Origin of the sequence: Pseudomonas sp. MPB26 (genome assembly GCF_046605355.1) — a bacterium.
Taxonomy (GTDB): Bacteria; Pseudomonadota; Gammaproteobacteria; order Pseudomonadales; family Pseudomonadaceae; genus Aquipseudomonas; species Aquipseudomonas cedrina.
The window spans coordinates 1518695-1543797 of record NZ_CP176793.1; the positions used below are offsets into that span (position 1 = coordinate 1518695).

Below are 25103 nucleotides of genomic sequence, written 5' to 3' on the forward strand. Positions count from 1 at the left end.
TGCGCCCTGGGGAAAATCAGGACTGACTGGATGGCGTCGGAGTTGCCGGCGTTGCAGTCGGGGTAACGGCGGGGGTCGGTGCGGACACTGAGTTGGCTGCGGACGCAGTAGACGCGGCAAGAGCAGGCTTGGCGGCTGCCGGTTTTTTCGCTGCCGCTGGCTTCTTCGCGGCGGCTGGTTTTGCCGCTGGCTTGGCTGCGGCAGGTTTCGCGGCGGTCGGCTTGGCTGCGGGCTTTGCAGCTGCGGTTTTAGCGGCTGGTTTAGCGACGGCCTTGGCTGCAGGCTTGGCAGCCGCTTTAGCGGCAACTGGTTTTGCAGCCGGCTTGGCGGCCGGCTTGGCAGCTACAGTTTTCGTGGCAGGTTTCGCAGCCGCCTTGGCCGCAGCTTTGGCAGCGGGTTTCGCAACCGCTTTGACCACAGGCTTGGTTGCAGCTTTCGCCGCGGGTTTGGCCGCTGCGGTTTTAGCCACCGGCTTGGCTGCAGGTTTGGCAGCGGCCGCTTTTACGGGAGCTACTTTCGCGCCGGTCAGTTTTTCGATTTGCTTGGTCAGGGTATCGACCTTGCTGTGCAGCGTCTTCAGCTCTGCCTTGCTCGGCACGCCCAGTCGCGAAATAGCACTGTTGAGGCGCTTATCGAAGGTTTCTTCCAACTTGCTCCACGTGTCGGAAATGCTCGACTTGGCGGAACCGGCAGTTGTCTTGGCCGCATCAACTTTTTTACCCACCGTGGTTTTGGTCAACTTCTCGGCCTTTTCGCCGTCCTTGACCAAGGTCTCGAAGTATTTGCCACCGTCACTGCTAACCTTCGAGTACACGCCTAAACCAGCAAGCCAGATCTTACGGGAATATTTTTCAACTTCCCCGACCCACGAGCTGCCTTCTTTCTGAGTAGTCTTTTTAACAGCCATCCGGATGTCTCCTTAGTGTTTACGCGCGACACGTTCTAGCAATGTCGTCAGCTCTTCGAGCTTAGCAGAGAGTGTCTCAACGTCATGTCTAGACGCAATGCCGATTCGATTCAAGGCACTTGCAACACGAGTATCAAAAGCTTTTTCAACTTTATCCAGCTGAACTTCTACCAGACCTTTGAGGGTTGAGACATTACTCTTTACTTGGTCCATCTGACTGTTGGCAGCCTCAAGTTGTTCAACTGCAACTTTTTTGCCTTTATTTTCAATATGTTGACCGGTTTCAACCAGTTCCTTGAAGTACTCTGCGCCCTCACTTCCAACCTTGGCGTAGGCACCCAGTCCCGCCAGCCAGATCCTGCGGGCGTAGGACTTGACGTCGCCTGGGGCAGTGGTCCGGGCGTCGATTTTTTTCTTCAGGATAACGTTGGCCATGGTTCGCCTCACACAGGATAGGGGGGAGGAACGGCCCACAGGAGTTGCGGGCTTGGGCACAAAGTAGGAGGAATAATTAGAATCGGCACCCTAACAACAAATTGATCAAGCCAACGCCTTGTCCAGGGCTTTCTCGATTTCGGATTTGAGCGTGCCACTCACGGCCGACATCAACAGGCCCAGTTCCACATCGATGCGCAACGAATCATCGGCGACTAACACAGTGCCCTTAACCCCCGAACGCCTGAGGCTCAAGGTATCACCGGACCACGACGACTCCAGGCCATAACGCTCCTGAAGTTTGCTTGCCAACTGTTCGGCCTTTGCCCGTGCGGCTTCTTTACCCAGGTTATGTGCGCGCTCAACGGTAATACGGGCCATTGCCATGACTCCTCTTTATAGCCAGTGGTAAAACCTTCCGTGCGGCAAAAGGTCTCTGAGATGACCTATCTTACCTGCAGCCTTGCCAAGACAAAGCAGGCCTTGGGGATTATCATGTGCCGCATTCTCTTCTGGTGACAGCGATATGACTGATCAGCGCAAAGGCAGCGATGCCGAACCCACCACTCACTTCGGCTTCAAGAACGTACCGGAAAGCCAAAAAGCGGAAAAAGTCGCTGAGGTGTTCCACTCCGTAGCCGCCAAGTACGACCTGATGAACGACGTGCTGTCGGGCGGCATGCACCGCCTGTGGAAGCGCTTCACTATCGAGCTGTCCGGCGTGCGCACCGGTAACCGCGTGCTGGACATCGCCGGCGGCACCGGCGACCTGGCGGCCAAATTCTCCAAACTCGTGGGCCCGACCGGCCAGGTGGTACTGGCAGACATCAACGGTTCGATGCTCAAGGTCGGCCGCGACCGCCTGCTGGATAAAGGCGTGGCCGGCAATATTGAATTCGTGCAGGCCGATGCGGAAAAACTGCCGTTCCCCGACAACCATTTCGACTGCGTGACCATCGCCTTCGGCCTGCGCAACGTCACCCACAAGGAAGACGCGATCCGCTCGATGCTGCGTGTGCTCAAGCCGGGCGGCCGCCTGTTGGTGCTGGAGTTCTCCAAGCCGACCAACGCGCTGATGTCCAAGGTCTACGACACCTACTCGTTCGCCTTCATGCCGCTGATGGGCAAGCTGATCACCAATGATGCCGAAAGCTATCGCTACCTGGCCGAATCGATCCGCATGCACCCCGACCAGGAAACCCTCAAGTCGATGATGGTAGAGGCCGGTTTCGACCGCGTGACCTACCACAACATGACCTCGGGTATCGTCGCCCTGCACCGCGGCATCAAGCCCTGATGTTGCTTCAAGGTCTTCTCGCAAGCGCGGAACACGGCCTCAACCGTGTGCTGCGCCTGGACAGCACCGCCCTGGCGCGGCTGGCGCACCTGAACGGCAAAATCATTGCCGTCGACTGTCGCAGCCCCGCGTTGCAGCTGTTTATCCTGCCCGGCGATGAAGGCCTGACGCTGGCGACCCAATGGGCCGCCGACGCCGACTGCACCCTGCGTGCGCCGGCCTCGAGCCTGGTGCACCTGGCCATGAGCCGCAACAAAACCGCCATCCTGCACAGCGCCGAAGTGGAGCTGGAGGGCGACAGCGCGGTGCTGATGGACCTGGCCGCGGTGCTGCAAGACCTGGAACTGGACTGGGAATACGAGCTGTCGCGCTGGATCGGCCCGGTGGCTACCCAGTTGCTCAGCGGGCATCTGCGTAGTCAATCGCGCTGGTACCAGCAAGGGTTCGCCAGCCTCAGCCAGAACCTCGCCGAATACCTGAGCGAAGAATCGCGCACCCTGGTCGGAGAACGGGAAGCGCAAGCGCGCTTTCGTGAACTCGACAAGGCCAAAATCGACCTGGAACGCCTCGAGGCCCGCTTCGAGCGCCTGAGCCGTTCCCTTGATCCAAGCGATAACGCATGAAGCTGCTCGCCGTCCGCCGTTTGTTTCGTATCCAGCGCGTCGTAATCCGCTACCGCCTCGATGACTTGCTGTTCGCCCTGCCCCTGCCGTGGTTCCTGCTGGCGGTGCGTTATGTGCTGCCGTGGCGCTGGCTGCCGCGCAAAAAGCTCGAGCTGAGCCGTGGTGCGCGCCTGCGCCTGGCCTTGCAGGATCTGGGGCCGATCTTCATCAAGTTCGGGCAGATCCTCTCGACCCGCCGCGACCTGTTGCCCGAAGACATCGCCGATGAGCTGATGCTGCTGCAGGATCGCGTGCCGCCTTTCGATTCCCAGCAATCGATGAACCTCATCGAGGCGCAGTTGGGCAAGAAGATCAGCGACGTATTCAGCCGTTTCGACGTCGAGCCGCTGGCCTCGGCCTCAGTCGCACAGGTGCACGCGGCGCAGCTCAAGACCGGCGAAGAAGTGGTGGTGAAGGTGATTCGCCCAGGCCTCAAGCCGATCATCGGCCAGGACCTGGCGTGGTTGTTCATCCTGGCCCGCGCCGCCGAGCGCTTCTCGGCCGATGCGCGCCTGCTGCACCCGGTGGACGTGGTCGCCGACTACGAAAAAACCATCTACGACGAACTCGACCTGCTGCGCGAGGCCGCCAATGCCAGCCAGCTCAAACGTAACTTCGAAGGCTCGCAACTGCTGTACGTGCCGCAAGTGTATTGGGATTGGTGCCGCCCCAAAGTGCTGGTGATGGAGCGCATCTATGGGGTGCAGGTCACTGACCTTGCGACCCTCGCCGACCAGCGCACCAACATGAAGATGCTGGCCGAGCGTGGCGTGGAGATCTTCTTCACCCAAGTGTTCCGTGACAGTTTCTTCCATGCCGACATGCACCCGGGCAACATCTTCGTCAGCACCGTCAACCCGTGGAGCCCGCAGTACATTGCGATCGACTGCGGCATCGTCGGCAGCCTGACCCCGGAAGACCAGGACTACCTGGCACGCAACCTGTTCGCCTTCTTCAAGCGTGACTATCGCCGCGTGGCGCAGTTGCACATCGATTCGGGCTGGGTGCCGGCGGAAACCAAGCTCAACGAATTCGAAGCGGCGATCCGCACGGTGTGCGAGCCGATCTTTGAAAAACCGTTAAAGGATATTTCCTTCGGCCAGGTGCTGATGCGCCTGTTCCAGACCGCACGGCGTTTCAACATGGAAGTGCAGCCGCAGTTGGTGCTGTTGCAAAAAACCCTGCTGAACATCGAGGGCCTGGGTCGCCAGTTGTACCCGGACCTCGACCTGTGGAGCACCGCCCAACCGTTCCTGGAACGTTGGATGCGTGAACGGATGAGCCCGAAAACCATGCTGGGCAACCTGCACAGCCAGATGGAACAGCTGCCGCACCTGGCCAACATGACCCGCGACTTGCTGGAGCGCATGTCCCAGCCCCATGCCAAGGACCCGGAGCCACCGTGGCGCAAACGCAAGGACGACTGGTTCCTGCGCCTGCTGGGCGCCGCGCACCTGGTGGGCGGGGTGATGCTGGCCATCGGCGGCCCGTTGAACCAACTGGGCCACTGGCCGGCGGGCGCCATGGTTGCCGTGGGTGTTTATCTGATCGTGCGTCGATAGCCAATCCGGTTATACACTGTCGCAAATTGCCGGAGCCGAACATGAAAGACTGGCTGGACGAGATCAAGTGGGACAGTGACGGCCTGGTGCCGGCCATTGCCCAGGACTACAAGACCGGGCGCGTACTGATGATGGCCTGGATGAACCGCGAGGCCCTGAGCCTCACCGCCACTGAGCAGCGCGCCATTTACTGGTCACGTTCGCGTGGCAAACTGTGGCGCAAGGGCGAAGAGTCCGGGCATGTGCAGACCCTGCACGAAATGCGCCTGGACTGCGACGCCGACGTGGTGATCCTGATGGTCGAACAGATCGGCGGCATCGCTTGCCACACCGGCCGTAACAGCTGCTTCTATCGCGTGTTCGAGAACGGCGAGTGGAAGATCGTGGAGCCGGTGCTCAAAGACCCGCACGCCATCTATTCGGCAGGACACTGACATGAGCGATACCCTGAACCGCGTGGCCCAGGTGCTGGAAGACCGCAAAGGCGCGGACGCCGACAGCTCCTACGTCGCCAGCCTGTACCACAAGGGCTTGAACAAGATCCTGGAAAAACTCGGCGAAGAATCCGTCGAGACCATCATCGCCGCCAAGGACGCGCAAATCAGCGGCGACTGCAGCGATGTGATCTACGAAACCGCCGACCTGTGGTTCCACAGCCTGGTCATGCTCGCTCAACTGGGGCAGCATCCGCAGGCCGTGCTCGATGAACTGGACCGTCGCTTCGGCTTGTCCGGGCATGCCGAGAAGGCATCACGCCCGTCCGCTTGAATAACTAAGACTCGAGGATTTGCAGCATGGGTATTTTTGACTGGAAACACTGGATCGTCATTCTGGTGGTGGTGGTACTGGTGTTCGGCACCAAGAAACTCAAGAACCTGGGCACCGATGTCGGCGAGTCGATCAAGGGCTTTCGCAAAGCCATGAATGACGACGAAAAGCCCGCCGACCCGGCCGCCAACCCAGTGCCGCCCGCACAGCCGGTGCACCCGCAGGCCGCCCAGCCGATCACCGAGCGTCGTACCTTCGACGTGCAGGCTGAGAAAGTCGAAGAGCCGACCCGCAAAGACTCGTGAGCACTGACTAATGTTTGGTATCAGCTTCTCTGAACTGCTGCTCGTCGGCCTCGTGGCTTTGCTGGTATTGGGGCCGGAACGCCTGCCCGGTGCCGCGCGCACGGCCGGCCTGTGGATCGGGCGCCTGAAACGCAGTTTCAATGCGATCAAACAGGAAGTTGAACGGGAAATCGGCGCCGACGAGATTCGTCGGCAACTGCACAACGAGCACATTTTGTCGTTGGAGCAGGAAGCACGGAAGATTCTATCGCCCGTGCAGGAGCCCGCCAAACCGGTCGAGCCCGTGGCCGAGCAGAGCATCGCCCCTGCGCCCATCGCCGACGCGAAGCCCGCCGCACCCGCACCGACCGAGCCTGCGCCGACGCCCGTTGCGTCGCCCGCGCCCCATGACCCTACATTGCCGCCGCGAGCCCCATGAGCGCTGATAAACCGGAAAACGACCAGCATATGCCGCTGGTCTCGCACCTTACCGAGTTGCGTACCCGCCTGCTGCGTTGCGTAGCGGCGATCTTCATCATCTTTGCCGGGTTGTTCGCCTTTACCCAGCAGATCTACACCTTCGTCTCGACGCCGCTGCGCCAGTACCTGCCAGCGGGCGCGACGATGATCGCCACCGATGTGTCGTCGCCGTTCCTCACGCCGCTGAAGCTGACCATGATGGTCTCGCTGTTCCTGGCGATCCCGGTGATTCTGCACCAGATCTGGGGCTTCATCGCACCGGGCCTGTACAAGCACGAAAAGCGCATCGCGGTGCCGTTGCTGGTGTCGAGCATCCTGCTGTTCTACACAGGCATGGCGTTCGCCTACTTCCTGGTGTTCCCGCTGATCTTCAAGTTCTTCGCCGCCGCCACCCCGGCCGGCGTGGAGATGATGACCGACATCACCAGCTACCTCGACTTCGTGATGACGCTGTTCTTCGCCTTTGGCGTGGCCTTCGAAATCCCGGTAGCCGTGGTGCTGCTGGTGTGGATCGGCGTGGTCAACGTGGCGTACCTGAAAAAGATCCGCCCGTACGTGATCATCGGTTGCTTCGTGGTCGGCATGATCCTTACGCCGCCGGACATCTTCTCCCAGACCCTGCTGGCCGTGCCGATGTGGATGCTGTTCGAGATCGGCATCCTGTTCAGCGCACTGATCAGCAAGCGTGGCGAGCACCCGGATGACCAACCCGCCGACGACGACCAGCCGCCAGCGACCCAGCCGTGAACCTGCTGCTGCTTGAGCAGGCCGATTTCATCGCGGCCGACCGCGTGGTGCTGCGTGATCGGCGCCTGGTGCATATGCAGGACGTGCACCGCGCGGCCGTAGGTGACAGCCTACGCGTCGGTCGTATCGGCGGGCTGATGGGCAATGCCCGACTGCTGCGACTGGAGGCCGGCGAAGCCGAACTGCAAGTAGGCTTCGACCAGCCAGCGCCGCCCAAACTGCCACTGACCCTGCTGCTGGCCCTGCCGCGTCCGAAAATGCTGCGCCGGGTGTTGCAGACGGTGGCCGCCATGGGCGTGCCCAAGGTGGTGCTGGTGAACAGCTATCGCGTCGAAAAGAGCTTCTGGCAAACCCCGTTCCTGGAACCCGCGGCGATTCGCGAGCAATTGATCCTGGGCCTGGAACAGGCGCGGGATACGGTGCTGCCCGAGATCGTCATCGAAAAGCGCTTCAAACCGTTCGTCGAAGACCGCCTGCCCGCGCTGACCGAAGGCACCCTGGGGCTCATCGGCCACCCCGGTGATTACCCGGCCTGCCCGCGCGGGCTGGACGAGCCGGTCACCCTGGCGATTGGCCCGGAAGGCGGCTGGATTCCCTACGAAGTGGACCTGCTGGCCAAGGCCGGCCTGCAACCGGTCCAACTCGGCGCGCGCATCCTGCGGGTCGAAACCGCCGTCACCGCCCTGCTCGCCCGGCTCTTCTAACTGTCTGACACATAACAAAATGTGGGAGCGGGCTTGCTCGCGAATGCGGTGTATCAGTCGAATATGTATCGGCTGACACTCTGCATTCGCGAGCAAGCCCGCTCCCACATTGGATTTGTGTCGCTATAGAATCCTGCGCTCGTGCCGATAGCCCTGCAATAAGTCCAAACCTTGTTCCAAGGGAGTTTGCAGCATGTATCGTTGGTTAGCCGAAAAGCTGGGGAATGTCAGCGTCAAAACCAAGCTGGGCGTAGGCTTTGGCCTGGTGTTGCTGCTCACGCTGATGATCACCTTCACCGGCTGGACCGGACTCTCCGGCGTGATCAGTCGCGGGGACAAGCTGGGCTATATCGCCAGCCTCAACGACCTGACCAAGGACTTGCGCATCGCGCGCCTGGACTTTGAAATGCGCCGTGGCGAACAGGGCCCGGCGGCGGTCAATGACTACTTGGGCAAGCTGGACAGCGGCCTGAAGACAGCCCGCACGTTGATTGAACAGCCCGCCGATATTGCCTTGATCGACGACCAACTGGCCGCAGTCGACCAGTACAAGCGCGCGTTTGACGCCATGGTCCAGGCCGGGGCCAATCGAGAAAACGCTCGCAGCAAATTGGGCGATACCGCCGACAACGCGGTGCAAAAGGTCGGCGACGTCGAAAAAGCCCTGCTGCAGGGCGACAGCGTCAGCCAGTTCAACAGCATCGTCGAGTTGAGCAAACTGATCCAGCAAGCCCGGTTCCAGGTGCGCGGCTATACCTACAGCGGCAAGGTCGAGGCCGAACAACCCGCGCTGGACGCCATCGATAACGCCCTGAAGAAAATCACCGGCCTCAACGGTCAACTCCCTGAACAATATTCGACCAACCTGCAACAGGCCAGCGTGTCGTTGCAAGCCTATCGCGCGGCGGTCAGCCAATACCGCGACTCTCAGGTGGCCAGCGCCGCAGCGTTGAAAATCATGGGCACCCAAGGCGACCTACTGCTGGACCGCAGTAACAAGTTGACCCTTTCGCAAACGGTGGTGCGTGACGCGGACGCTGCGAACGCCAAGCAACTGTTGCTGCTGGCTGCGGTACTGGCGCTGATCTTCGGTCTGGTTGCCGCCTGGGTCATCACCCGGCAGATCATCGTGCCGCTGGCGCAGACGCTCAACGTGGCCGAGCGGGTCGCCTCGGGCGACCTGAGCCACAACCTGATCTCCGAGCGCCAGGACGAAATGGGCCAGTTGCAACGCGCCATGCAAAACATGACGGTCGGCCTGCGTGAGCTGATCGGTGGCATCAGCGAAGGCGTCACTCAGATTGCCAGCGCCGCCGAGCAATTATCCGCCGTCACCGAGCAGACCAGCGCCGGGGTCAACAGTCAGAAGATCGAGACCGACCAGGTCGCCACCGCCATGAATGAAATGGCCGCCACCGTGCAGGAAGTGGCGCGCAACGCCGAGGAAGCCTCCGAAGCCGCCGTGGCCGCCGACCAGCAGGCTCGCGAGGGCGACAAGGTGGTCGGCGAAGCCATCGCCCAGATCGAACGCCTGGCCACCGAAGTGGGCAACTCCACGGTTGCCATGGGCGACCTCAAGCGCGAAAGCGACAAGATCGGCAGCGTGCTCGACGTGATCAAGTCGGTGGCCCAGCAAACCAACCTGCTGGCCCTCAACGCCGCCATTGAAGCCGCGCGTGCCGGTGAAGCCGGGCGTGGCTTCGCCGTGGTGGCCGATGAAGTGCGCAGTCTGGCTCAGCGTACGCAGAAGTCCACCGAGGAGATCGCAGAGCTGATCGTCGGCCTGCAAAGCGGCACCCAGCAGGTCGCAACCATCATGGACAACAGCCGTGGCCTGACCGACAGCAGCGTCGAGCTGACCCGCCGTGCCGGCAGCGCACTGGCGAACATCACCCGCACGGTCTCGACCATCCAGGCGATGAACTCGCAGATCGCCACAGCCGCCGAGCAGCAAAGCGCGGTGGCCGAAGAGATCAACCGCAGCGTGCTGAACGTGCGCGATGTGTCGGAGCAAACCTCGGCGGCCAGTGAAGAAACCGCCGCGTCCAGCGCGGAGCTGGCGCGCCTGGGCATCTACCTGCAGACCCTGGTCGGGCGCTTCCGTATCTGACCCCTCCTACGCGGCGGCCACTCTCGGCCGCCGCAACTTGTGAAAATTCCTACGCAGTTATCAGCCCGCCATCACTCCGAATCGATTTAGCGTTGGTCGACACGCTTTTTCAGATCTGGAGGTTCACCATGTTTCCTCGGCTGACCCGCTTGCTGGCGAACGCCAGCGTCCGCATCAAACTCGCCCTGGGCTTCGGCCAGGTGCTGCTTCTCAGCCTGGTCATTGCCGTAACTGGCTGGCAGGCCTTGAACCAGGTACTTTTTCGCTCAAGCAACCTGTCGGCCCTGGGCCAATTGACGGCGGTCGCGGAGGCCATGCGCGCCGACCGCATCGTTTACCGCACCCTCACCGACGCCGCCAGCCTGGGCAAGATGGCCCGGCAGATCGAAACCATCGACCAGCATCTGGGTTATCTGGCCACCCACCTGAAAGACCCAGGCGACCTGCAGCGCATTCAAGCGGCGGAACGCCTTGTCGATGATTTCAAAGCGGCGCTCGTCGAGTTGCCGCCGTTGATCGAACAACGCGACAGCATTCGCCCGCCACTCCATGCAACCGCACTGCAGGCCAGTGACACCCTCGCACAGCTGGCCAGTGAACTGCCTGACCAACAAGACCAGAAGGCACTGGATGCCATCGAAAACCTGCGCCAAGCCATGGAGCAAGCCGAGGATAAGGCCCAAAGCCCTGCCTGGAGCGCCGATTCGTTGCAAGCCTATGCCGAAGCGGTCGGCAATGCCCTCGATGCCCTGGACGTCGCTCAGGCCGCCGTGACCAGCCTGCCCGCCGACTCAACCTTGCTAAAAACCGACCTGGCGAACTATCACGCGCAGTTGATAATGCTCAAGGAGGCTCAACTCAACACCGAAACCGCGCAGAACCGGTTTGAACAGCAACTCAACCAACTGCTTGAACACAGCGAAGCCGTGGACCAGAGCCAGACCCTCAAGCGCGACAGGGAAGCAGACCACACCCGGACGCTGCTCATCAGCGTCACCGTTGCAGCCCTGTTGCTCGGCGCGCTGGCTGCCTGGTGGATCGCCCGGCAGATCGCGATGCCGCTGCGCCAAGTGCTGGCCTGGGCCAACCGCATCGCGCAAGGCGATCTCAGCCACGACATACAGGTTGAGCGCCGAGATGAGCTAGGCCAACTGCAGCAAACCATCGGCGACATGACCCGCAACCTGCGCAGGCTGATCAGCGGCATCGGTGACAGCGCCCGGCAGATCGCCAGCGCCGCCACACAGCTGTCGAGCGTCACCGAGCAGACCCGCGCAGGCATCAGCAACCAGAAGGATGAAACAGACCAGGTGGCGACCGCGATGAACGAAATGCTCGCCACCGCCCAGGAGGTCGCGCGACATGCCGAAGAGGCCTCAAAAGCGGCCAATGAGGCCGATCAGCAGGCCACCGCCGGCGACCAGGTCGTGGGGCAAGCCGTGGAACAAATTGGCCACCTGGCCCATGAAATGGCGCGCGCCAGCCAGGCGATGATTGCCTTGCAACGCGAGAGCCAAAAGATCGGCGGCGTGCTGGACGTCATCAAATCGGTGTCGCAACAGACCAACCTGCTGGCCCTTAACGCCGCCATTGAAGCCGCGCGCGCAGGGGCCGCCGGCGAAGGGTTCGCCGTGGTCGCCGATGAAGTGCGCAGCCTTGCCCAGCGCACGCAGGAATCGGCGGAAGAAATCGAGGGACTGATCAGCGGGCTGCACACCGGCACCCAGCAGGTGGCGGATATCATGGACGGCAGCCGCGCCTTGACCGACTACAGCGTCGACCTGAGCCGCGATGTCGGCGATGCATTGGCGGCGATTATCCTCAGGGTCTCGATCATCCAGGAAATGAACCCGCAGATTGCCGCAGCCGCCGAGCAGCAATGTGCCGTCGCCGAGGAAATCAATCGCAGCGTCATGAAGGTGCGGGATGTGTCGCAAATGACCGCGACCGCGAGTGAGGAAACCGCGGCCGCCAGCGTTCAGTTGACGAAGTTGAGCGTGGACCTGCAGGCCCTGGTCGGCAAGTTCAGGTTATAGGACCTGACGCAGGAAGGCCTGGGCCCGCGGGTCTTTCGGTGCCTCGAAGAACGCGGCCGGCGCCGCATCTTCCAGCAATTTGCCATGGTCGAAGAACAGCACGCGGTCGGCCACTTCACGGGCAAAGCCCATCTCGTGGGTGACGCAAACCATGGTCATGCCTTCCAGGGCCAGAGTCTTCATCACATCCAGCACTTCGCCGACCATTTCCGGGTCCAGCGCCGAGGTGGGCTCGTCAAACAGCATCACCTTGGGCGCCATCGCCAATGCGCGAGCAATCGCGACACGCTGCTGCTGGCCGCCGGACAGGCGCGATGGAAACTCATTGGCCTTCTGCGCAATGCCGACCTTTTCCAGGAGCGCCAGGGCCTTGGCTTCGCGCTCTTGCTTGCCGCGCTTGCGCACGACCTTTTGCGCCAGGCAAAGATTTTCCAGCACGGTCATGTGAGGGAACAGGTTGAAATGCTGGAACACCATGCCGACTTCACGGCGATAAGCGTTGACGTCGGTCTTCGGGTCAGCCAGTTGCAGGCCGTCGATGCTCACCGAGCCTGAGTCGAATTCCTCCAGGCCATTGAGGCAGCGCAGGAACGTGGATTTGCCGGAGCCGGACGGGCCGATCACGACCAGCACTTCGCCCTTCGCCACCCTGGTGCTGACGTGGTCGACCGCGCGGACCACATGGCCACGGGTATCGAAGACTTTTACCAGATCGCGGACTTCAATCACTTTGCGCGAGCCTCCGCTCAAGCCGGCTGGCCATTTTCGACAGCGGCAGGTTGATCAGCAGGTACAGGCCTGCCACACAGAACAGTATTTCAAACGGCGAAAACGAGGTGGTGATCACTTCGCGGCCGCTTTTGAGCAGCTCGGTGATCGCAATCACCGAAACCAGCGAGGTGTCTTTCACCAGGCTGATGAATTGCCCGGCCAGCGGCGGCAGCACGCGCTTGAACGCCTGCGGCAGTACCACATGGCGCATCGACTGGCTGGCGCTCAAGCCTAGGGAACGAGCAGCCTCGTCCTGGCCACGGGTGATGGACTGCACCCCGGCGCGCACGATCTCCGCGACATACGCGCCGGTGAACAGCGACAGCGCGGCGATCCCGGCGAACTCCCGGGACAGGTTGAGGACCGTGCCGATGAAGAAATAGAAAATGAAGATCTGCACCAACAGCGGCGTGCCCCGCACCAGTTCGACGTAGATCGTCGACAGATCGCGCAGGGTCGGGTTGCTCGACAAACGGCACAGGCCGGTCGCCAAGCCGATCGCCAGGCCAAGGATACCGGACACCACCGACAGCCACAGCGTGGTCCACAAGCCCCACATCAGCGGACCCAGCGCCCAGTGGCGGTTGACGCCGATGACATCGCCTTCGGCCACGTCATCGCCGCGCCCCACTTGCAGGCTGTTGTCGGCGACCGTCACCTTTTGCTCGGCGCCCGCGTCGTTGCGCAGGGTGACTTCGGCCACGTCACCTTTGCGGACCAGCTCGATCACGGTCGAGATATCCGCCGCCCGCTGGGCCTCTTCAGCCTGATAGGCGAAATACTGCGGGACGCGGTTCCAGCGCCATTCGTAGGACATCATCGACGTGGCGTAGTACAAGGCGCCCGCCAGGCCGACCAGCACGACCACGGTCAGCAGGTGCCAGGGCCATTGGGCTTTTTTCTGTTTCATTTCAAGTTCCGGGATTTGCGATCGTTCCCACGCTCTGCGTGGGAATGCATCACTGGACGCTCTGCGTCCGCTTTGTGACGCGGAGCGTCACGGGCTGCATTCCCACGCGGAGCGTAGGAACGATCAGGGTGTCAGCCTTTATTCCATGTCCTTGAGCCACTCGGAGCTCTTGAACCACTTGTCATGGATACGATCGTAGGTGCCGTCGTTCTTGATCTGGTGCAGGAAGTTGTTGATGAAGTTGACGCTGTCGTAGTCGCCTTTCTTCAGGCCGAACGCCAAGGGTTCGAAGGTGAAGGGTTCTTCCAGGAACACCAGCTTGCCGTTGCCGACTTTCTTCTCGGCCACCACGTTGTACGGCGCGTCATACACAAAGGCATCGGCCTTGCCGTTGACCACGTCCAGCACGCCTTCCTGCTCGTTGTCGTAGCCGTGGTACTTGGCCTTGGAGATCAGCTTCTTGGCGACCATCTCACCAGTGGTGCCGAGCTTGGAGGTGAGGCGGTATTTCTCGTCGTTCAGGTCTTTATAGGACTTGATGGTGCCTTCGAGCTCCTTGCGAATCAGCAGGGTCTGGCCGACCACGATGAAGGGTTCGCTGAAGTTCAGGCGCAGGTTGCGTTCCTGGGTCAGGGTCATGCCGCTGCCGATCATGTCGAACTTGCCCGTCAGGAAGGCCGGGATGATGCCGTCGTAGCCGGTGGACACCAGCTCCAGCTTGACGCCCATGGACTTGGCCAGGGCCTTGAGGATGTCCACTTCAAAACCGATGATTTCACCGCGCTTGTCGGTCATTTCGAACGGCATGTAGGTCGGGTCCATGCCGACCTTGAGCGTGCCGCGCTTGACCGCATCATCGATCGCACCGGCCTGGGCGGCGTTGGCTGCGACCAGCGCGGTGACGCCAAGCAGCAGCATCGAAAGATACTTTTTCATCATCAAGTCCCCTGAACGATTCTTGTAAGGTCGGCGCGCAAAAAGGGCTGCACCATTTCGGGGTGCGATCCTAACCCACTCGTCTCGTGCCACAAAGGTTTCACGGCTATTTGTTATCAGCGTATGTCGGAAAAGCTCCACAAGGGTGCGACAGAACGCAGGCGTAGACGCGCGCGCCGAGGGCGGCGGCAACGGATTGATGTGTAAGCAGTTATGACTTTCAATCGATTTCTTTCATCCAGGCGGTGTCCCTGAACCACTTGTCGTGCAGGTGATCGTAGGTCCCGTCCTGGGCGACCTGGTTGAGAAAATGGTTGATCCAGTTGAGGCTGTCGAAATCGCCTTTCTTCAAGCCGAAGGCCAGCGGCTCAAAGGTGAAGGGTTGCTCGAGCGCCAGCAGCGCGCCGTTTTCCGGGCGGCTCAAGGCGATCAGGTTATAGGGCGCGTCATGAATGAAGGCATCGACCTGGCCCAGCACCACCTGGCGCACGCCCTCCTCCGGCGTTGCAAAGGTGCTGAGCCGGGCCGCGCCCAGGAACCGTCGCGCGGCTGACTCACCGGTGGTGCCTTCGGTGGTTGCGATCCGGTAGCTGGCGTCGTCCAGGTCTTCGACACTGCTGACCTTGCCCGCAAGGCGCGGGTGCAACAACACCGACTGGCCGACCACGATGAACGAATCGCTGAAGTTGAGCTTGAGGTTGCGCTCCTGGGTGACGGTCATGCCGCTGCCGATCAGGTCGAATTTTTTCGCCAGCAGCCCCGCCACCAACTCGGTGTAGGGCACCGCGACCAACTCCAGCTCCACCCCGAGCGCTTGGCTCATGACCTTGAGCAGGTCGATTTCGAAGCCGACGATGTGCCCCTGTTTATCCGTCATTTCGAAAGGAACGTAGGTGGGCGTGGTGCCTACTTTCAGCACGCCACGCCGAACGGCGTCGTCAATCGCGCCCGCCTGCGCGAGGCCCATGTGAATCAATGCGACAGCGCTTATCAGCAGCGCCGAACAAAAGCCCTTGCTCATGAATATCCCCGTGGCCAAGTCAAATTCGGGGCGATGCTAACTCAGCGGCAGGCACGGCAATACACCTCGGACGAGGGTCTTTTGTTTCGAAATAACAAGGGGTTAGGGCGGCGCGGAAAGCGCAGGGGACGCTGTAGGACCGCAGCGTCAAACACCCCCGAGGTGAACCCTCGGGGGTGTCTGAATCAGGCCGGTTGGGCCAGGGCCAATTGCGGTTGCAGTGGCAGCAACGGCGCGTGCGGGTCAGCCTTGATCGAGTCGCGCCAGGCGGCAAGCCACTCGGGGTGACCTTCGCTCCAGACCTGCTCGTGCAAGCGGGCCAGGGCGACCGGATCGCTGAGCAAGGCTACGCGCTCGGCATTGTTAAGGCCGGCAGGGCCGACTTTCAACGCATGGCGCACGCGCTCGGCACGCAGGTACTCGATCGGCTCGGCTTTACCGTGACGCGAGGTCGCCAGGGCACAGGCCAGGGCGTTCTGCTGCGGGTCGACCACCGAGCGCACAAAGCCGTCGTGCAGCGCGTGCCAACGGTTTTCGTGGGTGTACTTGTCGGTGGACAGCAACGCCTGCGGCGGATTGTATTCCTCAGGGATGAGGAACAGGCTCGCGTCGCGCGACTTCAGGCCCAGGTTCACGCGGCTGGAAATCACCGATACCGGAATCGACAGCATCAGCGAACCGACGATTGGCACCAGCCACCACAGGAAGCTGGGGTTCAACCACACCACCAGCAGCGCCCACAGGAAGCCAAGCAGAGTCTGGGTGCCGTGACGCTTGAACGCTTCGCCCCAGGTGGTCGAGTCGTCGTCACGCTTGGGCGAGTTCCAGGTGGCGGCCCAGCCAAGGAACGCCGCGAGCACGAAGCGGGTGTGGAAAATCATCCGCACCGGCGCCAGCAGCATGGAGAACAGCATCTCCAGCAGCATCGACATCGTCACCTTGAACTTGCCGCCGAACTCTTTCGCGCCCTTGGCCCAGATCAGGATGATGCTCAGCAGTTTCGGCAAGAACAGCAACACGATGGTGGTGGAGAACAGCGCCACCGCCTTGTCCGGATGCCATTGAGGCCACAGTGGGTACAACTGGCGCGGGGCCATGAAGTACTGCGGCTCCATCAGCGTGTTCACCGCCAGCAAGGCCGTGGACAGCACCAGGAACAGGAACCACAACGGCGCCGACAGGTAGGACATCACGCCGGTCAGGAACACCGCGCGGTGCACCGGGTGCATGCCCTTGACCAGGAACAGGCGGAAGTTCATCAGGTTGCCGTGGCACCAGCGACGGTCACGCTTGAGTTCGTCCAGCAGGTTCGGCGGCAACTCTTCGTAGCTGCCCGGCAGGTCATAGGCAATCCACACGCCCCAGCCGGCACGGCGCATCAGCGCTGCTTCAACGAAGTCGTGGGACAGGATGGAGCCGGCAAACGCGCCTTTACCCGGCAATGGCGCCAGGGCGCAGTGCTCGATAAACGGCTTCATGCGGATGATCGCGTTGTGACCCCAGTAGTGGGATTCACCCAACTGCCAGAAGTGCAGGCCGGCGGTGAACAGCGGGCCGTATACGCGCGTGGCGAACTGCTGCATGCGCGCATACAGGGTGTCCATGCCCGACGCACGTGGCGCGGTCTGGATAATCCCGGCGTCCGGCGTGGCTTCCATCAGGCGCACGAGGCTGGTCAGGCATTCGCCGCTCATGACGCTATCGGCGTCGAGCACGACCATGTATTTGTAGTCACCGCCCCAGCGACGGCAGAAGTCGTCGAGGTTGCCGCTCTTGCGCTTTACGCGACGGCGACGACGACGATAGAAGATCTTGCCGAAACCACCGGCTTCACGGCACACGTCGAGCCAGGCTTGCTGTTCGGCGATGCAGATATCGGCGTCATTACTGTCGCTGAGTACGAAGAAGTCGAAGCGATCCAGGTCACCGGTGGCGGCCACCGATTCGAACGTGGCGCGCAGACCGGCGAATACCCGGGGCACGTCTTCGTTGCAGATCGGCATCACCAGCGCGGTGCGGGCGTCTTTCGGAATCGGCTCGTCGCCGGCACTTTTCCCTGAAATCCGGTATTTATCATGACCGGTGAGCAACTCCAGGAAGCCCATCAACGCCGTCCAGAAACCCGCCGACACCCAGCAGAACAAGATCCCGAACATGATCAGGATGCTGGTTTGCAGGGCGTAGGGCAGTACCTGGGTCGCGGTTTGCAGCAGGGTCTGGTTGCGGATCTCGTCGAAGTCGACCAGCGACCAGCCCTGGTACGGCATGATGCCTTTCATGTACCAGCCGGCCACGATGGTCTGGCCCAGCATCAGCACCAGCAGGATGTAGCGGCGGATCGAACCGACGGTGCGCCAGCGCGCAGCCGGCAATACCCGTTCATCCTTCGGCGGTTTCGGCGGGTTGCTGCGCCCGGTAATACGGCGCCAGCCGCGCACCAGGATATTGGTGCGCCACGGCTCCGGTACCACGCGGGTACGCCGAATCGGCGGCGTGGCCTTCAGGCACACACGGCCACTGGCGTCGAGCGCCAGCATTTCGGCGTCTTGCAGCTCTTCGGCGGTGTTGAGGGTCAAGCGCCGACCCACCGAGGCCTGGGCGGCATCGGCAGGTGCGTCGAATGCCTTCGACGACAAGCGCTCGTGCAATTCGCTGAAGGATGAGCAGCCCGCCAGTTCGGCGCGCTGCTCAGCGGTCATCGGAAGATGCGCCAGATACTCGGACAAAGTCTCGGGCGTTACTTGAGAATTACTCATCGGCAGGCAACTGATAGCTCCAGGTCTCGGTCAGGACTTGTTCGGTCTTGATCGGCTCCGGCGTGGCTGGGACAGCTTCTGGCTGCTTGGCTTCCTTGTCCTTGGCGTCTTTCTTGGCCTGTTTCTCGTGCTGCTTGGCCAGGACTTTGTCGGCCTTAAGCACATGGGTCGAGGCGCTTTCAGGCTCGGACTGAGGAATATCCTGCACCAGCGCGGCACGCATCTCGGTCGGCTTGCCTGCGTCCTTGATCTTCATGCGCAGGGTCAGACGCCAGCCTTTGGTGTGTTCGTTGTAACGCACGCTGTTTTCAACGAGTTCAGCATTGTCACCGACACTCACCTGGCTGCGCACCGGAGCGTCCGGCAGCAGTTTTTTCAGGGACGGGCCTTCGAAGTCCACCAGGTAAGCGACGCTGCCATCCGGCTGACGGATCAGATTGGACTGCTTGACGTCACCGGTGGAGCGCAGGGTCTGCTTGACCCAGGCACTGTCCGGCGAGTGGAACGCTGCGTCATCCAAGGTCCAGTGCAGGCGATAGGCTACATCCAGTGGCTGGCCGACTTCCGGCAGTTTTTCCGGGCTCCAGAAGGCAACGATGTTGTCGTTGGTTTCATCGGCGGTCGGGATCTCGACGAGATCGACGGAACCCTTGCCCCAATCGCCTTCGGGCTCGATCCAGGCGCTTGGGCGCTTGTCGTAGTTGTCGTCCAGGTCTTCGTAGTGGCTGAAGTTGCGGCCACGTTGCAGCAGGCCGAAACCGCGCGGGTTTTCGACGCTGAAATTGCTGACCGACAGGTGTTTAGGGTTGTTCAGTGGGCGCCAGATCCACTCGCCGTTACCGGCATGGATCGACAAGCCGCTGGAGTCGTGCAGTTCGCGACGGTAGTTGAGGACCTTGGACGGCTGGTTGGCGCCGAACAGGAACATGCTGGTCAGCGGGGCAACGCCCAGCTTGCTGACCTTGTCGCGCAGGAACATCTGGGATTTCACGTCGACGACCGTGTCGGTGCCCGGGCGCAGGATCAGGCGATAAGCACCGGTAGCGCGCGGCGAGTCCAACAGGGCGAAGATCACCAGGTGCTTGTCACCCGGCTTTGGACGTTCGATCCAGAACTCGGTGAACCGCGGGAACTCTTCACCGGACGGCAGCGCGGTATCGATAGCCATGCCACGGGCGGACAGGCCATAGACCTGGTCCTTGCCGACGACGCGGAAATAGCTGGCGCCGAGCATGGTCATGATTTCGTCTTGCTTGTCGCCCTTGTTGATCGGGTACAGCACACGGAAACCGGCATAACCCAGCTGTTCGGTGGCTTTGGGATCAAACTTCACGTCGCCGAAATCGAAACGCGACGGGTCGTATTTGATTTCCTGGACGCTGTCGGCGGTCACTTCGTTGATTTTCACCGGCGTATCGAAATGCATACCCTGGTGATAGAAGGACAGCTTGAACGGGGTGTTCTGATCGGCCCACTCGGCTTTTTCGTTGCGGAAACGAATCTTCTGGTAGTCCGCGAATTTCATTTCGCGGAATTCGTTCGGCAGATTGCTGCGCGGAGCTTCGTATTTCTGCCCGGCCAGCTCTTTCGCCTTGGCCGACACATCATCCAGACTGAATGCCCACAGTTGACCCGCGCCGAACAGGCAAAACAGGGCAGAGCCCGTCACCAGTGCGTTTCGTAACCGTTTGGCAGACAATTTTGGTGCATTACAGGGACTAACAATCACGAGCAACCCTCGCCGAAAACAGATCAAAAAACCAACGGCCAGCTATCTATATGCCAGGTTGGCGAGCATTGTTCCGACTCTTGCTGGGCAAAATGATTCCCCATCGGTCGTCGGACAAGTCTCTACCTAAGTCAAAAATGGACCAAACAACGCTGATCACCGTAGCGCGCGATTATCTAGTAGCCCGCGAAACAACGCATCAGGGATAACGAAGTATTTGTAGCGAAACCCTGCGTTTTTAGGCATTTAAAGTCGTTTTCAATACATTCACGTCTGTAGGAGGAAGGTGACAGGCCCGTCATTGACCAAATGCACCTGCATATCGGCGCCAAAACGCCCCGACGCCACCTTGCCATGCAATTGTTGCGCTTGTAACAGCAAGTGATCAAAAAGCGCCGCTCCCAGGGCCGGCGGGGCCGCCGTGGAGAAGCTCGGCCGCAGCCCGCTTTTGGTGTCCGCCGCCAGGGTGAACTGCGATACCAGCAACAAACCGCCGTCAACGTCCTTCAATGACAGGTTCATCTTGCCTTCGCCGTCGCTGAACACCCGGTAGTTCAACAGCTTGTGCAACAGTTTATCGGCGCTCTCGGGCGTATCTGAAGGTTCGACGGCCACCAGCACCAGCAATCCCTGGTCGACCGCCCCGACGATTTCGCCCGCCACCTCGACCCGGGCGCCTCGCACCCGTTGCAGCAAGCCCTTCATGCTTCTTCTGGCGGCAGATCGAGCAAGCGCCGCGCCATTTCGCTGGTCGCACGCACCAAGGCATCGGTGATGCCGGGTTCGGACGCTGCATGGCCAGCTTCGCGAATCACCTGCAGCTCGCTGTTGGGCCAGGCCTGGTGCAATTCCCAGGCATTATCCAGCGGGCAGATCATGTCGTAGCGCCCATGAATGATGACGCCAGGCAGATGGGCGATCTTGTGCATGTCGCGAATCAGCTGGTTGGGCTCCAGGAAAGAGTTGTTGGTGAAGTAATGGCACTCGATCCGCGCGATGGACAGGGCGCGCTGCGGCTCGGAAAACCGCTCCACATGCTGCGGGCTCGGACACAGGCCGAGCATGCGCCCTTCCCAGCCCGACCAGGCCTTGGCCGCGTGCATCTGGGCGATCTGATCGTTGCCGATGAGGCGCTTGTGGTAGGCCGCGATCATGTCGTGGCGCTCCTCGACAGGGATCGGCGCGATGTAGTCCTGCCAGTAATCCGGGAACAGGCGGCTCGCGCCGGACTGGTAGAACCATTCGATATCCTGCGGGCGTGCCAGGAAAATGCCGCGCACGATCAGGCCGTGCACACGATCTGGGTGGGTTTGCGCATAGGCCAGGGCCAGGGTCGAGCCCCAGGAACCACCGAACAGCACCCATTTTTCGATACCCAGGTGCTCGCGGATGCGCTCAAGGTCGGCGACCAGGTCCCAGGTGGTGTTGTTTTCCAGACTGGCGCGCGGGGTGGAGCGTCCGCAGCCACGCTGGTCGAACGTGACGATGTGGTACAGGTTCGGGTCGAAATAGCAGCGGCTCTGGGCATCACAACCGGAGCCAGGACCACCATGGATGAATACGACGGGCAAGCCTTCGGGGGAGCCACTTTCATCGACGTACAGCGTGTGGGTGTCATCGACTGCCAGATCATGCCGGGCGTAGGGTTTGATCTGCGGGTACCAAGTCTGCATTGCGCGCTCCGTAGGGGGTCGGGTTCATCCCTGGGGGGACGTCTTTTATTTTGCCGTTTGGCACTATAAACCCGAATTGTGCAATGAGCATGTTCTTGAGCGCTTAGACCTGTGTCAGCCCTTCGTTCCTCAGGTAATTCAACAGGTCATCGTAGAGCCGGTCCACCTCGGGCACCTGGTGCCTCGCCCGCAGGCAGCCGTGGACCAGGCCCTTGCCGGGGTGCAACACGGTGGCCACGCCAGATGCTTGCAGGCGTTCAGCGTAGAGCATGCCGTCGTCGCGCAGCGGGTCGAACTGGGCCACGGCGATGAAGGCCTTGGGTAAGCCGCTGAAATTTTCGGCCAGCAGTGGCATGGCGTAGGGCGACGGCTCGCCGCTACCCGACAGGTACAGCGCCAGGTAAGCGTCGCTGTCAGCGCTGCTGAGCAATGGCGCGTCCCTGCAGTCAAGCCGCGACGGCAAGTCGCAGGGGCCGCCCAACGCGGGGTAAATCAAAACCTGGGCCCGAGGCTGCGGTTGCCCGGCGTCGCGCAAGCCCAGGCACAACGCCGCCGCCAGATTGCCGCCCGCACTGTCGCCCGCCACCAACAGGCGCTGCAGGTTGATGGCATGTGGCCCATGCCCGGCGTGGATGGCCTGCCATACGGCGCGACAATCCTGATAGGCGGCCGGGAACGGGTGTTCGGGAGCCAGCCGGTAATCGATGGCGATGACCAGTATGTGCAACGCAGCGGCCAGCTCGAAGCAAATGAAGTCGTGGGAGTCCAGGCCGCCAACAACCCAGCCGCCGCCGTGTATATAGAGAAGGCATGGCCAGCCCTCCGTCGGGGCGGGACCCTCGGGGAGATAACTACGCACATCCACGCCGGCAAGTGAAAAGTCCGACACACGCACGTCCCCAGGCACGGGCGGGGTGAACGCCTGGCACATGCGGTTGTAGTTCTGGCGCAGGCCGGCCAGGGAGGAATCATCACCGATGAAGGACTCGGTTTGGGCGACGAAGGCCGCAAGTTGCGCAGAAATCGGGTACATGCATGAATCTCCTGAGCGCCGGGATTCAATGTGGGAGCTGGCTTGCCTGCGATAGCGGCCTTTCAGCCGACATGTCCGGTGACTGGCCCACCGCCATCGCGGGCAAGCCCTAATGCCGATCAGTTAAGCGAACGCAATGCTTAAAGCAACGAAGATCAAATGTGGGAGCGGGCTTGCTCGCGAAGACGTCGGCACAGCAAACATTGATGTTGACTGACCCACCGCTTTCGCGAGCAAGCCCGCTCCCACAGGGGATTGCGCTTAACTGACTGGCATTAGGGCAAGCCCGGCTCCCACAGGTGTCCGGTGTTGTTCTGGCTGGAACGTTCGGCTCAGAGTTCGAGGCTGGCCTGCACGGCTGCCATGCCGTCCGTGCCATTGAACGCCGTTACGCCTTTGAGCCAGCGCTGCAAATCCCCGGGATGATCGCGCAACCATTGCCTGGCCACGTCCTGGGGCGATTCACGCTCCATGATCGGTACCATCAACTGGCTTTCCTGGGCGGCGGTGAAGGTGAGGTTTTCCAGCAAGCGGTTGGCATTGGGGCAGCGCTCGGCAAAGTCCGGCGCGGTGACGGTGGAGACGGTGGCCCGGCCTTCGTCAGGGCCGAACACACCTTCACTGCCGGTGAGATAGGCCATTTTCATGTTGATGTTCATCGGGTGCGGGGTCCAGCCAACGAACACCACGAACTCCTTGCGGTTCACCGCTCGCTGCACAGCGGCCAACATCCCTGCTTCGCCCGAGGCTACCAACTTGAAGCCGCCAAGGCCGAAGCGGTTGGTGTCGATCATGTTCTGGATATCGGTGTTGGCGCCGCTGCCTGGCTCGATACCATAGAGCTTGCCGCCCAATTTGTCCTTGAAACGGGCAATGTCGGCAAAGGTCTTCAAGCCCGCATCGGCCACGTACTGGGGTACGGCCAGGGTGGCCTGGGCGTCGGCGAGGCTCGGGGCGGCTAATACCTTGACCTGCCTGGCCGCCAGGAACGGCGCGATGTTGTTGTCCATCGCCGGTTTCCAGTAGCCGAGGAAGATATCCAGGCGCTTGTCGCGGATGCCGGCAAAGATGATTTGCTGCACGGCGCTGGTCTGTTTGCTGTTGTAACCCAGGCCATTGAGCAGCACGTCGGCCATGCCGGAAGTGGCGACTACGTCAGTCCAGCTGACCACCCCCATGCGGATGTTCTTGCAAGAGGCAGGTTCTGCGGCCATGGCTTGCGCACTGAGCAGTGCGGCGCCGGTGAGGGTCAACAACAGTTTTTTCATGGGTGGCGGCTCACTCGGCGGTTTTCAGTTCACAACCTTACCCAGTGAGGCCTTGAGCAACACGACCTGTGGCGACCGGCAGTTGCACTGCGGCGACTGTGGGGCCGCTATCGCAGGCAAGCCAGCTCCCACCTTTTGATTTGTGAACACATCCAAGTGTGGGAGCTGGCTTGCCTGCGATAGCGATTTCAGCCGTAACGCTTCTGCCCCCAGGCCAGCAACCCTTCCAGCAGTTGCTTCAACACCACCCGCGTCGGCTCGGCCAGATCCGGGCGATAGGGAAATGGCTCAACCTCTTCCATGTACGTGCTCTGGCACAACTCCAGCTGCACCGCGTGGATATCCTGCGCCGGGTCACCATAGTGCCGAGTGATATGGCCGCCCTTGAAGCGCCCGTTCAACACATGGGTGTACTGGGGATGCGCGGCGCAGATGGCTTCCAACTGGCTGGCCAGTTCAGGATCACACGCCGCGCCATTAAAGGTGCCGAGGTTGAAGTCAGGCAGCTTGCCGTCGAACAGGTGCGGGATCACCGAGCGGATCGAGTGCGCATCGAACAACAGCGCATAACCGAACTCGGCCTTGAGGCGGGCGAGCTCTTCCTGCAGCGTGCGGTGATACGGGCCCCAGATCTTCTGCAGGTAACTGGCGCGCTCAGTCTCGCTCGGGGTCTGCCCCTCACGAAACAACGGCACGCCGTCGAACAGCGTCTCCGGGTACAGGCCGGTGGTGGCGCCCGCGTAGAGCGGCGTGTTATCGGACGGCCGGTTCAGGTCGATGACGAACCGCGAGTACTCCGCCGCCAGGGTGCTGGCGCCCAGCCATTGGGCAAAGTCATACAGCGTGGGGATGTGCCAGTCGGTGTCCGGCAGGCTTTGCGCCTCGGCGATCAGCCCGGCCTCGACCGCAGGCGTGAGGCGCAGGCCGGCGTGGGGCATGCTGATCAGCAGCGGCACGCGGCCTTGTTGGAAATTCAGGACCTTATCCACAACAGTCTCCTTATTCACAAGGCAG

At 61.4% G+C, this 25103-nt stretch carries 25 protein-coding genes and 1 pseudogene; 12 read left to right on the forward strand and 14 right to left on the reverse strand.

The genetic code is table 11. The features are described 5' to 3' along the window. Positions 1-16: 16 nt before the first annotated feature. The 3 genes from ACLH0H_RS07020 to ACLH0H_RS07030 all read right to left on the reverse strand — a co-directional run bounded on the left by ACLH0H_RS07020 (position 17) and on the right by ACLH0H_RS07030 (position 1723). Positions 17-907, reverse strand: coding sequence for a phasin family protein (locus ACLH0H_RS07020; protein ID WP_411381483.1), 891 nt, complete (start codon positions 905-907; stop codon positions 17-19). Between the two features lie 12 nt (positions 908-919). Next, positions 920-1342, reverse strand: coding sequence for a phasin family protein (locus ACLH0H_RS07025; RefSeq protein ID WP_411381484.1), 423 nt, complete (start codon positions 1340-1342; stop codon positions 920-922). 105 nt (positions 1343-1447) lie between these two features. Further along, a complete protein-coding gene (locus ACLH0H_RS07030; RefSeq protein WP_411381485.1) occupies positions 1448-1723 on the reverse strand; it encodes a polyhydroxyalkanoic acid system family protein in 276 nt (91 codons plus the stop codon). A gap of 145 nt (positions 1724-1868) precedes the next feature. On the opposite strand from ACLH0H_RS07030, the gene ubiE reads away from it, so the two are divergent. The 12 genes and pseudogenes from ubiE to ACLH0H_RS07090 all read left to right on the forward strand — a co-directional run bounded on the left by ubiE (position 1869) and on the right by ACLH0H_RS07090 (position 11992). Continuing rightward, a complete protein-coding gene (ubiE, locus tag ACLH0H_RS07035) occupies positions 1869-2639 on the forward strand; it encodes a bifunctional demethylmenaquinone methyltransferase/2-methoxy-6-polyprenyl-1,4-benzoquinol methylase UbiE (protein WP_003171186.1) in 771 nt (256 codons plus the stop codon). Next, positions 2639-3262, forward strand: coding sequence for an SCP2 domain-containing protein (locus ACLH0H_RS07040; RefSeq protein ID WP_411381486.1), 624 nt, complete (start codon positions 2639-2641; stop codon positions 3260-3262). Before ubiE ends, ACLH0H_RS07040 begins: the two co-directional genes overlap by 1 nt. Next, positions 3259-4863, forward strand: coding sequence for a ubiquinone biosynthesis regulatory protein kinase UbiB (gene ubiB / locus ACLH0H_RS07045; protein ID WP_411381487.1), 1605 nt, complete (start codon positions 3259-3261; stop codon positions 4861-4863). Before ACLH0H_RS07040 ends, ubiB begins: the two co-directional genes overlap by 4 nt. Positions 4864-4904: 41 nt before the next feature. Next, entirely contained in the window at positions 4905-5297 is a 393-nt protein-coding gene (gene hisI / locus ACLH0H_RS07050) for a phosphoribosyl-AMP cyclohydrolase (RefSeq protein ID WP_411381488.1), read from the forward strand. 1 nt (position 5298) lies between these two features. Beyond that, positions 5299-5631, forward strand: coding sequence for a phosphoribosyl-ATP diphosphatase (locus tag ACLH0H_RS07055; protein WP_003209299.1), 333 nt, complete (start codon positions 5299-5301; stop codon positions 5629-5631). 26 nt (positions 5632-5657) lie between these two features. After that, positions 5658-5936 carry a twin-arginine translocase TatA/TatE family subunit gene (locus tag ACLH0H_RS07060; RefSeq protein ID WP_017738835.1) on the forward strand — a complete coding sequence of 93 codons (279 nt, stop codon included), beginning with the start codon at positions 5658-5660 and terminating at the stop codon, positions 5934-5936. A 10-nt stretch (positions 5937-5946) separates the two neighbouring features. After that, the gene (gene tatB, locus ACLH0H_RS07065; RefSeq protein WP_411381489.1) at positions 5947-6354 is read left to right on the forward strand and encodes a Sec-independent protein translocase protein TatB; all 408 of its coding nucleotides are present in this window, start codon (positions 5947-5949) and stop codon (positions 6352-6354) included. Further along, the gene (gene tatC, locus ACLH0H_RS07070; RefSeq protein ID WP_411381490.1) at positions 6351-7142 is read left to right on the forward strand and encodes a twin-arginine translocase subunit TatC; all 792 of its coding nucleotides are present in this window, start codon (positions 6351-6353) and stop codon (positions 7140-7142) included. Before tatB ends, tatC begins: the two co-directional genes overlap by 4 nt. Further along, on the forward strand, positions 7139-7846 hold the full coding sequence (locus ACLH0H_RS07075; protein WP_411381491.1) for a 16S rRNA (uracil(1498)-N(3))-methyltransferase: 708 nt from the start codon (positions 7139-7141) through the stop codon (positions 7844-7846). Before tatC ends, ACLH0H_RS07075 begins: the two co-directional genes overlap by 4 nt. Positions 7847-8129: 283 nt before the next feature. Continuing rightward, positions 8130-9098 (forward strand): annotated as a pseudogene (locus ACLH0H_RS07080) (methyl-accepting chemotaxis protein); the annotation flags it as partial. Continuing rightward, the gene (locus tag ACLH0H_RS07085) at positions 9093-9956 is read left to right on the forward strand and encodes a methyl-accepting chemotaxis protein (protein WP_370879632.1); all 864 of its coding nucleotides are present in this window, start codon (positions 9093-9095) and stop codon (positions 9954-9956) included. The pseudogene ACLH0H_RS07080 and the gene ACLH0H_RS07085, both read left to right, overlap by 6 nt. A gap of 128 nt (positions 9957-10084) precedes the next feature. After that, positions 10085-11992, forward strand: coding sequence for a methyl-accepting chemotaxis protein (locus tag ACLH0H_RS07090; RefSeq protein ID WP_411381492.1), 1908 nt, complete (start codon positions 10085-10087; stop codon positions 11990-11992). On the opposite strand, the gene ACLH0H_RS07095 is transcribed toward ACLH0H_RS07090, so the two are convergent. The 11 genes from ACLH0H_RS07095 to hutG all read right to left on the reverse strand — a co-directional run bounded on the left by ACLH0H_RS07095 (position 11987) and on the right by hutG (position 25078). Further along, positions 11987-12721, reverse strand: coding sequence for an amino acid ABC transporter ATP-binding protein (locus ACLH0H_RS07095; RefSeq protein ID WP_411381493.1), 735 nt, complete (start codon positions 12719-12721; stop codon positions 11987-11989). The genes ACLH0H_RS07090 and ACLH0H_RS07095 overlap by 6 nt on opposite strands. Beyond that, positions 12714-13673 carry an amino acid ABC transporter permease gene (locus ACLH0H_RS07100; RefSeq protein WP_411381494.1) on the reverse strand — a complete coding sequence of 320 codons (960 nt, stop codon included), beginning with the start codon at positions 13671-13673 and terminating at the stop codon, positions 12714-12716. The genes ACLH0H_RS07095 and ACLH0H_RS07100 overlap by 8 nt, the downstream gene beginning before the upstream one ends. Positions 13674-13811: 138 nt before the next feature. Beyond that, positions 13812-14609, reverse strand: coding sequence for a transporter substrate-binding domain-containing protein (locus ACLH0H_RS07105; RefSeq protein ID WP_411381495.1), 798 nt, complete (start codon positions 14607-14609; stop codon positions 13812-13814). Positions 14610-14829: 220 nt separating this feature from the next. Next, positions 14830-15630 carry a transporter substrate-binding domain-containing protein gene (locus ACLH0H_RS07110; protein ID WP_411381496.1) on the reverse strand — a complete coding sequence of 267 codons (801 nt, stop codon included), beginning with the start codon at positions 15628-15630 and terminating at the stop codon, positions 14830-14832. Positions 15631-15815: 185 nt separating this feature from the next. Continuing rightward, entirely contained in the window at positions 15816-18386 is a 2571-nt protein-coding gene (gene mdoH, locus ACLH0H_RS07115; RefSeq protein WP_076951702.1) for a glucans biosynthesis glucosyltransferase MdoH, read from the reverse strand. Continuing rightward, positions 18379-20058: a glucan biosynthesis protein G gene (locus ACLH0H_RS07120; RefSeq protein WP_394329484.1), complete on the reverse strand. Its 1680-nt coding sequence runs from the start codon at positions 20056-20058 to the stop codon at positions 18379-18381. The genes mdoH and ACLH0H_RS07120 overlap by 8 nt, the downstream gene beginning before the upstream one ends. Before the next feature lie 324 nt (positions 20059-20382). After that, positions 20383-20820 (reverse strand): D-aminoacyl-tRNA deacylase, encoded by a 438-nt coding sequence (gene dtd / locus ACLH0H_RS07125; RefSeq protein ID WP_411381497.1) that lies wholly within the window; start codon positions 20818-20820, stop codon positions 20383-20385. Beyond that, the gene (gene pip, locus ACLH0H_RS07130) at positions 20817-21788 is read right to left on the reverse strand and encodes a prolyl aminopeptidase (protein ID WP_411381498.1); all 972 of its coding nucleotides are present in this window, start codon (positions 21786-21788) and stop codon (positions 20817-20819) included. The genes dtd and pip overlap by 4 nt, the downstream gene beginning before the upstream one ends. Before the next feature lie 103 nt (positions 21789-21891). Continuing rightward, positions 21892-22821 carry an alpha/beta hydrolase gene (locus tag ACLH0H_RS07135; RefSeq protein ID WP_411381499.1) on the reverse strand — a complete coding sequence of 310 codons (930 nt, stop codon included), beginning with the start codon at positions 22819-22821 and terminating at the stop codon, positions 21892-21894. Between the two features lie 332 nt (positions 22822-23153). Beyond that, positions 23154-24089, reverse strand: coding sequence for a choline ABC transporter substrate-binding protein (choX, locus tag ACLH0H_RS07140; RefSeq protein ID WP_411381500.1), 936 nt, complete (start codon positions 24087-24089; stop codon positions 23154-23156). A 188-nt stretch (positions 24090-24277) separates the two neighbouring features. Continuing rightward, entirely contained in the window at positions 24278-25078 is an 801-nt protein-coding gene (gene hutG, locus ACLH0H_RS07145; protein ID WP_411381501.1) for an N-formylglutamate deformylase, read from the reverse strand. Between the last annotated feature and the right edge of the window lie 25 nt (positions 25079-25103).

What these genes read in the sequence shown, in the direction of transcription:
- ACLH0H_RS07090 (WP_411381492.1), top strand. Translation starts at nt 10,085, where the DNA reads ATGTTTCCTCGGCTGACCCGCTTGCTGGCGAACGCCAGCGTCCGCATC.
- pip (WP_411381498.1), bottom strand. Translation starts at nt 21,788, where the DNA reads ATGCAGACTTGGTACCCGCAGATCAAACCCTACGCCCGGCATGATCTG.
- ACLH0H_RS07030 (WP_411381485.1), bottom strand. Translation starts at nt 1,723, where the DNA reads ATGGCCCGTATTACCGTTGAGCGCGCACATAACCTGGGTAAAGAAGCC.
- ubiE (WP_003171186.1), top strand. Translation starts at nt 1,869, where the DNA reads ATGACTGATCAGCGCAAAGGCAGCGATGCCGAACCCACCACTCACTTC.
- ACLH0H_RS07135 (WP_411381499.1), bottom strand. Translation starts at nt 22,821, where the DNA reads ATGTACCCGATTTCTGCGCAACTTGCGGCCTTCGTCGCCCAAACCGAG.
- hisI (WP_411381488.1), top strand. Translation starts at nt 4,905, where the DNA reads ATGAAAGACTGGCTGGACGAGATCAAGTGGGACAGTGACGGCCTGGTG.
- ACLH0H_RS07020 (WP_411381483.1), bottom strand. Translation starts at nt 907, where the DNA reads ATGGCTGTTAAAAAGACTACTCAGAAAGAAGGCAGCTCGTGGGTCGGG.
- tatC (WP_411381490.1), top strand. Translation starts at nt 6,351, where the DNA reads ATGAGCGCTGATAAACCGGAAAACGACCAGCATATGCCGCTGGTCTCG.
- ACLH0H_RS07110 (WP_411381496.1), bottom strand. Translation starts at nt 15,630, where the DNA reads ATGAGCAAGGGCTTTTGTTCGGCGCTGCTGATAAGCGCTGTCGCATTG.
- ACLH0H_RS07055 (WP_003209299.1), top strand. Translation starts at nt 5,299, where the DNA reads ATGAGCGATACCCTGAACCGCGTGGCCCAGGTGCTGGAAGACCGCAAA.
- ACLH0H_RS07025 (WP_411381484.1), bottom strand. Translation starts at nt 1,342, where the DNA reads ATGGCCAACGTTATCCTGAAGAAAAAAATCGACGCCCGGACCACTGCC.
- ACLH0H_RS07060 (WP_017738835.1), top strand. Translation starts at nt 5,658, where the DNA reads ATGGGTATTTTTGACTGGAAACACTGGATCGTCATTCTGGTGGTGGTG.
- ACLH0H_RS07085 (WP_370879632.1), top strand. Translation starts at nt 9,093, where the DNA reads ATGACGGTCGGCCTGCGTGAGCTGATCGGTGGCATCAGCGAAGGCGTC.
- ACLH0H_RS07105 (WP_411381495.1), bottom strand. Translation starts at nt 14,609, where the DNA reads ATGAAAAAGTATCTTTCGATGCTGCTGCTTGGCGTCACCGCGCTGGTC.
- dtd (WP_411381497.1), bottom strand. Translation starts at nt 20,820, where the DNA reads ATGAAGGGCTTGCTGCAACGGGTGCGAGGCGCCCGGGTCGAGGTGGCG.
- tatB (WP_411381489.1), top strand. Translation starts at nt 5,947, where the DNA reads ATGTTTGGTATCAGCTTCTCTGAACTGCTGCTCGTCGGCCTCGTGGCT.
- mdoH (WP_076951702.1), bottom strand. Translation starts at nt 18,386, where the DNA reads ATGAGTAATTCTCAAGTAACGCCCGAGACTTTGTCCGAGTATCTGGCG.
- ACLH0H_RS07040 (WP_411381486.1), top strand. Translation starts at nt 2,639, where the DNA reads ATGTTGCTTCAAGGTCTTCTCGCAAGCGCGGAACACGGCCTCAACCGT.
- choX (WP_411381500.1), bottom strand. Translation starts at nt 24,089, where the DNA reads ATGAAAAAACTGTTGTTGACCCTCACCGGCGCCGCACTGCTCAGTGCG.
- ACLH0H_RS07100 (WP_411381494.1), bottom strand. Translation starts at nt 13,673, where the DNA reads ATGAAACAGAAAAAAGCCCAATGGCCCTGGCACCTGCTGACCGTGGTC.
- ubiB (WP_411381487.1), top strand. Translation starts at nt 3,259, where the DNA reads ATGAAGCTGCTCGCCGTCCGCCGTTTGTTTCGTATCCAGCGCGTCGTA.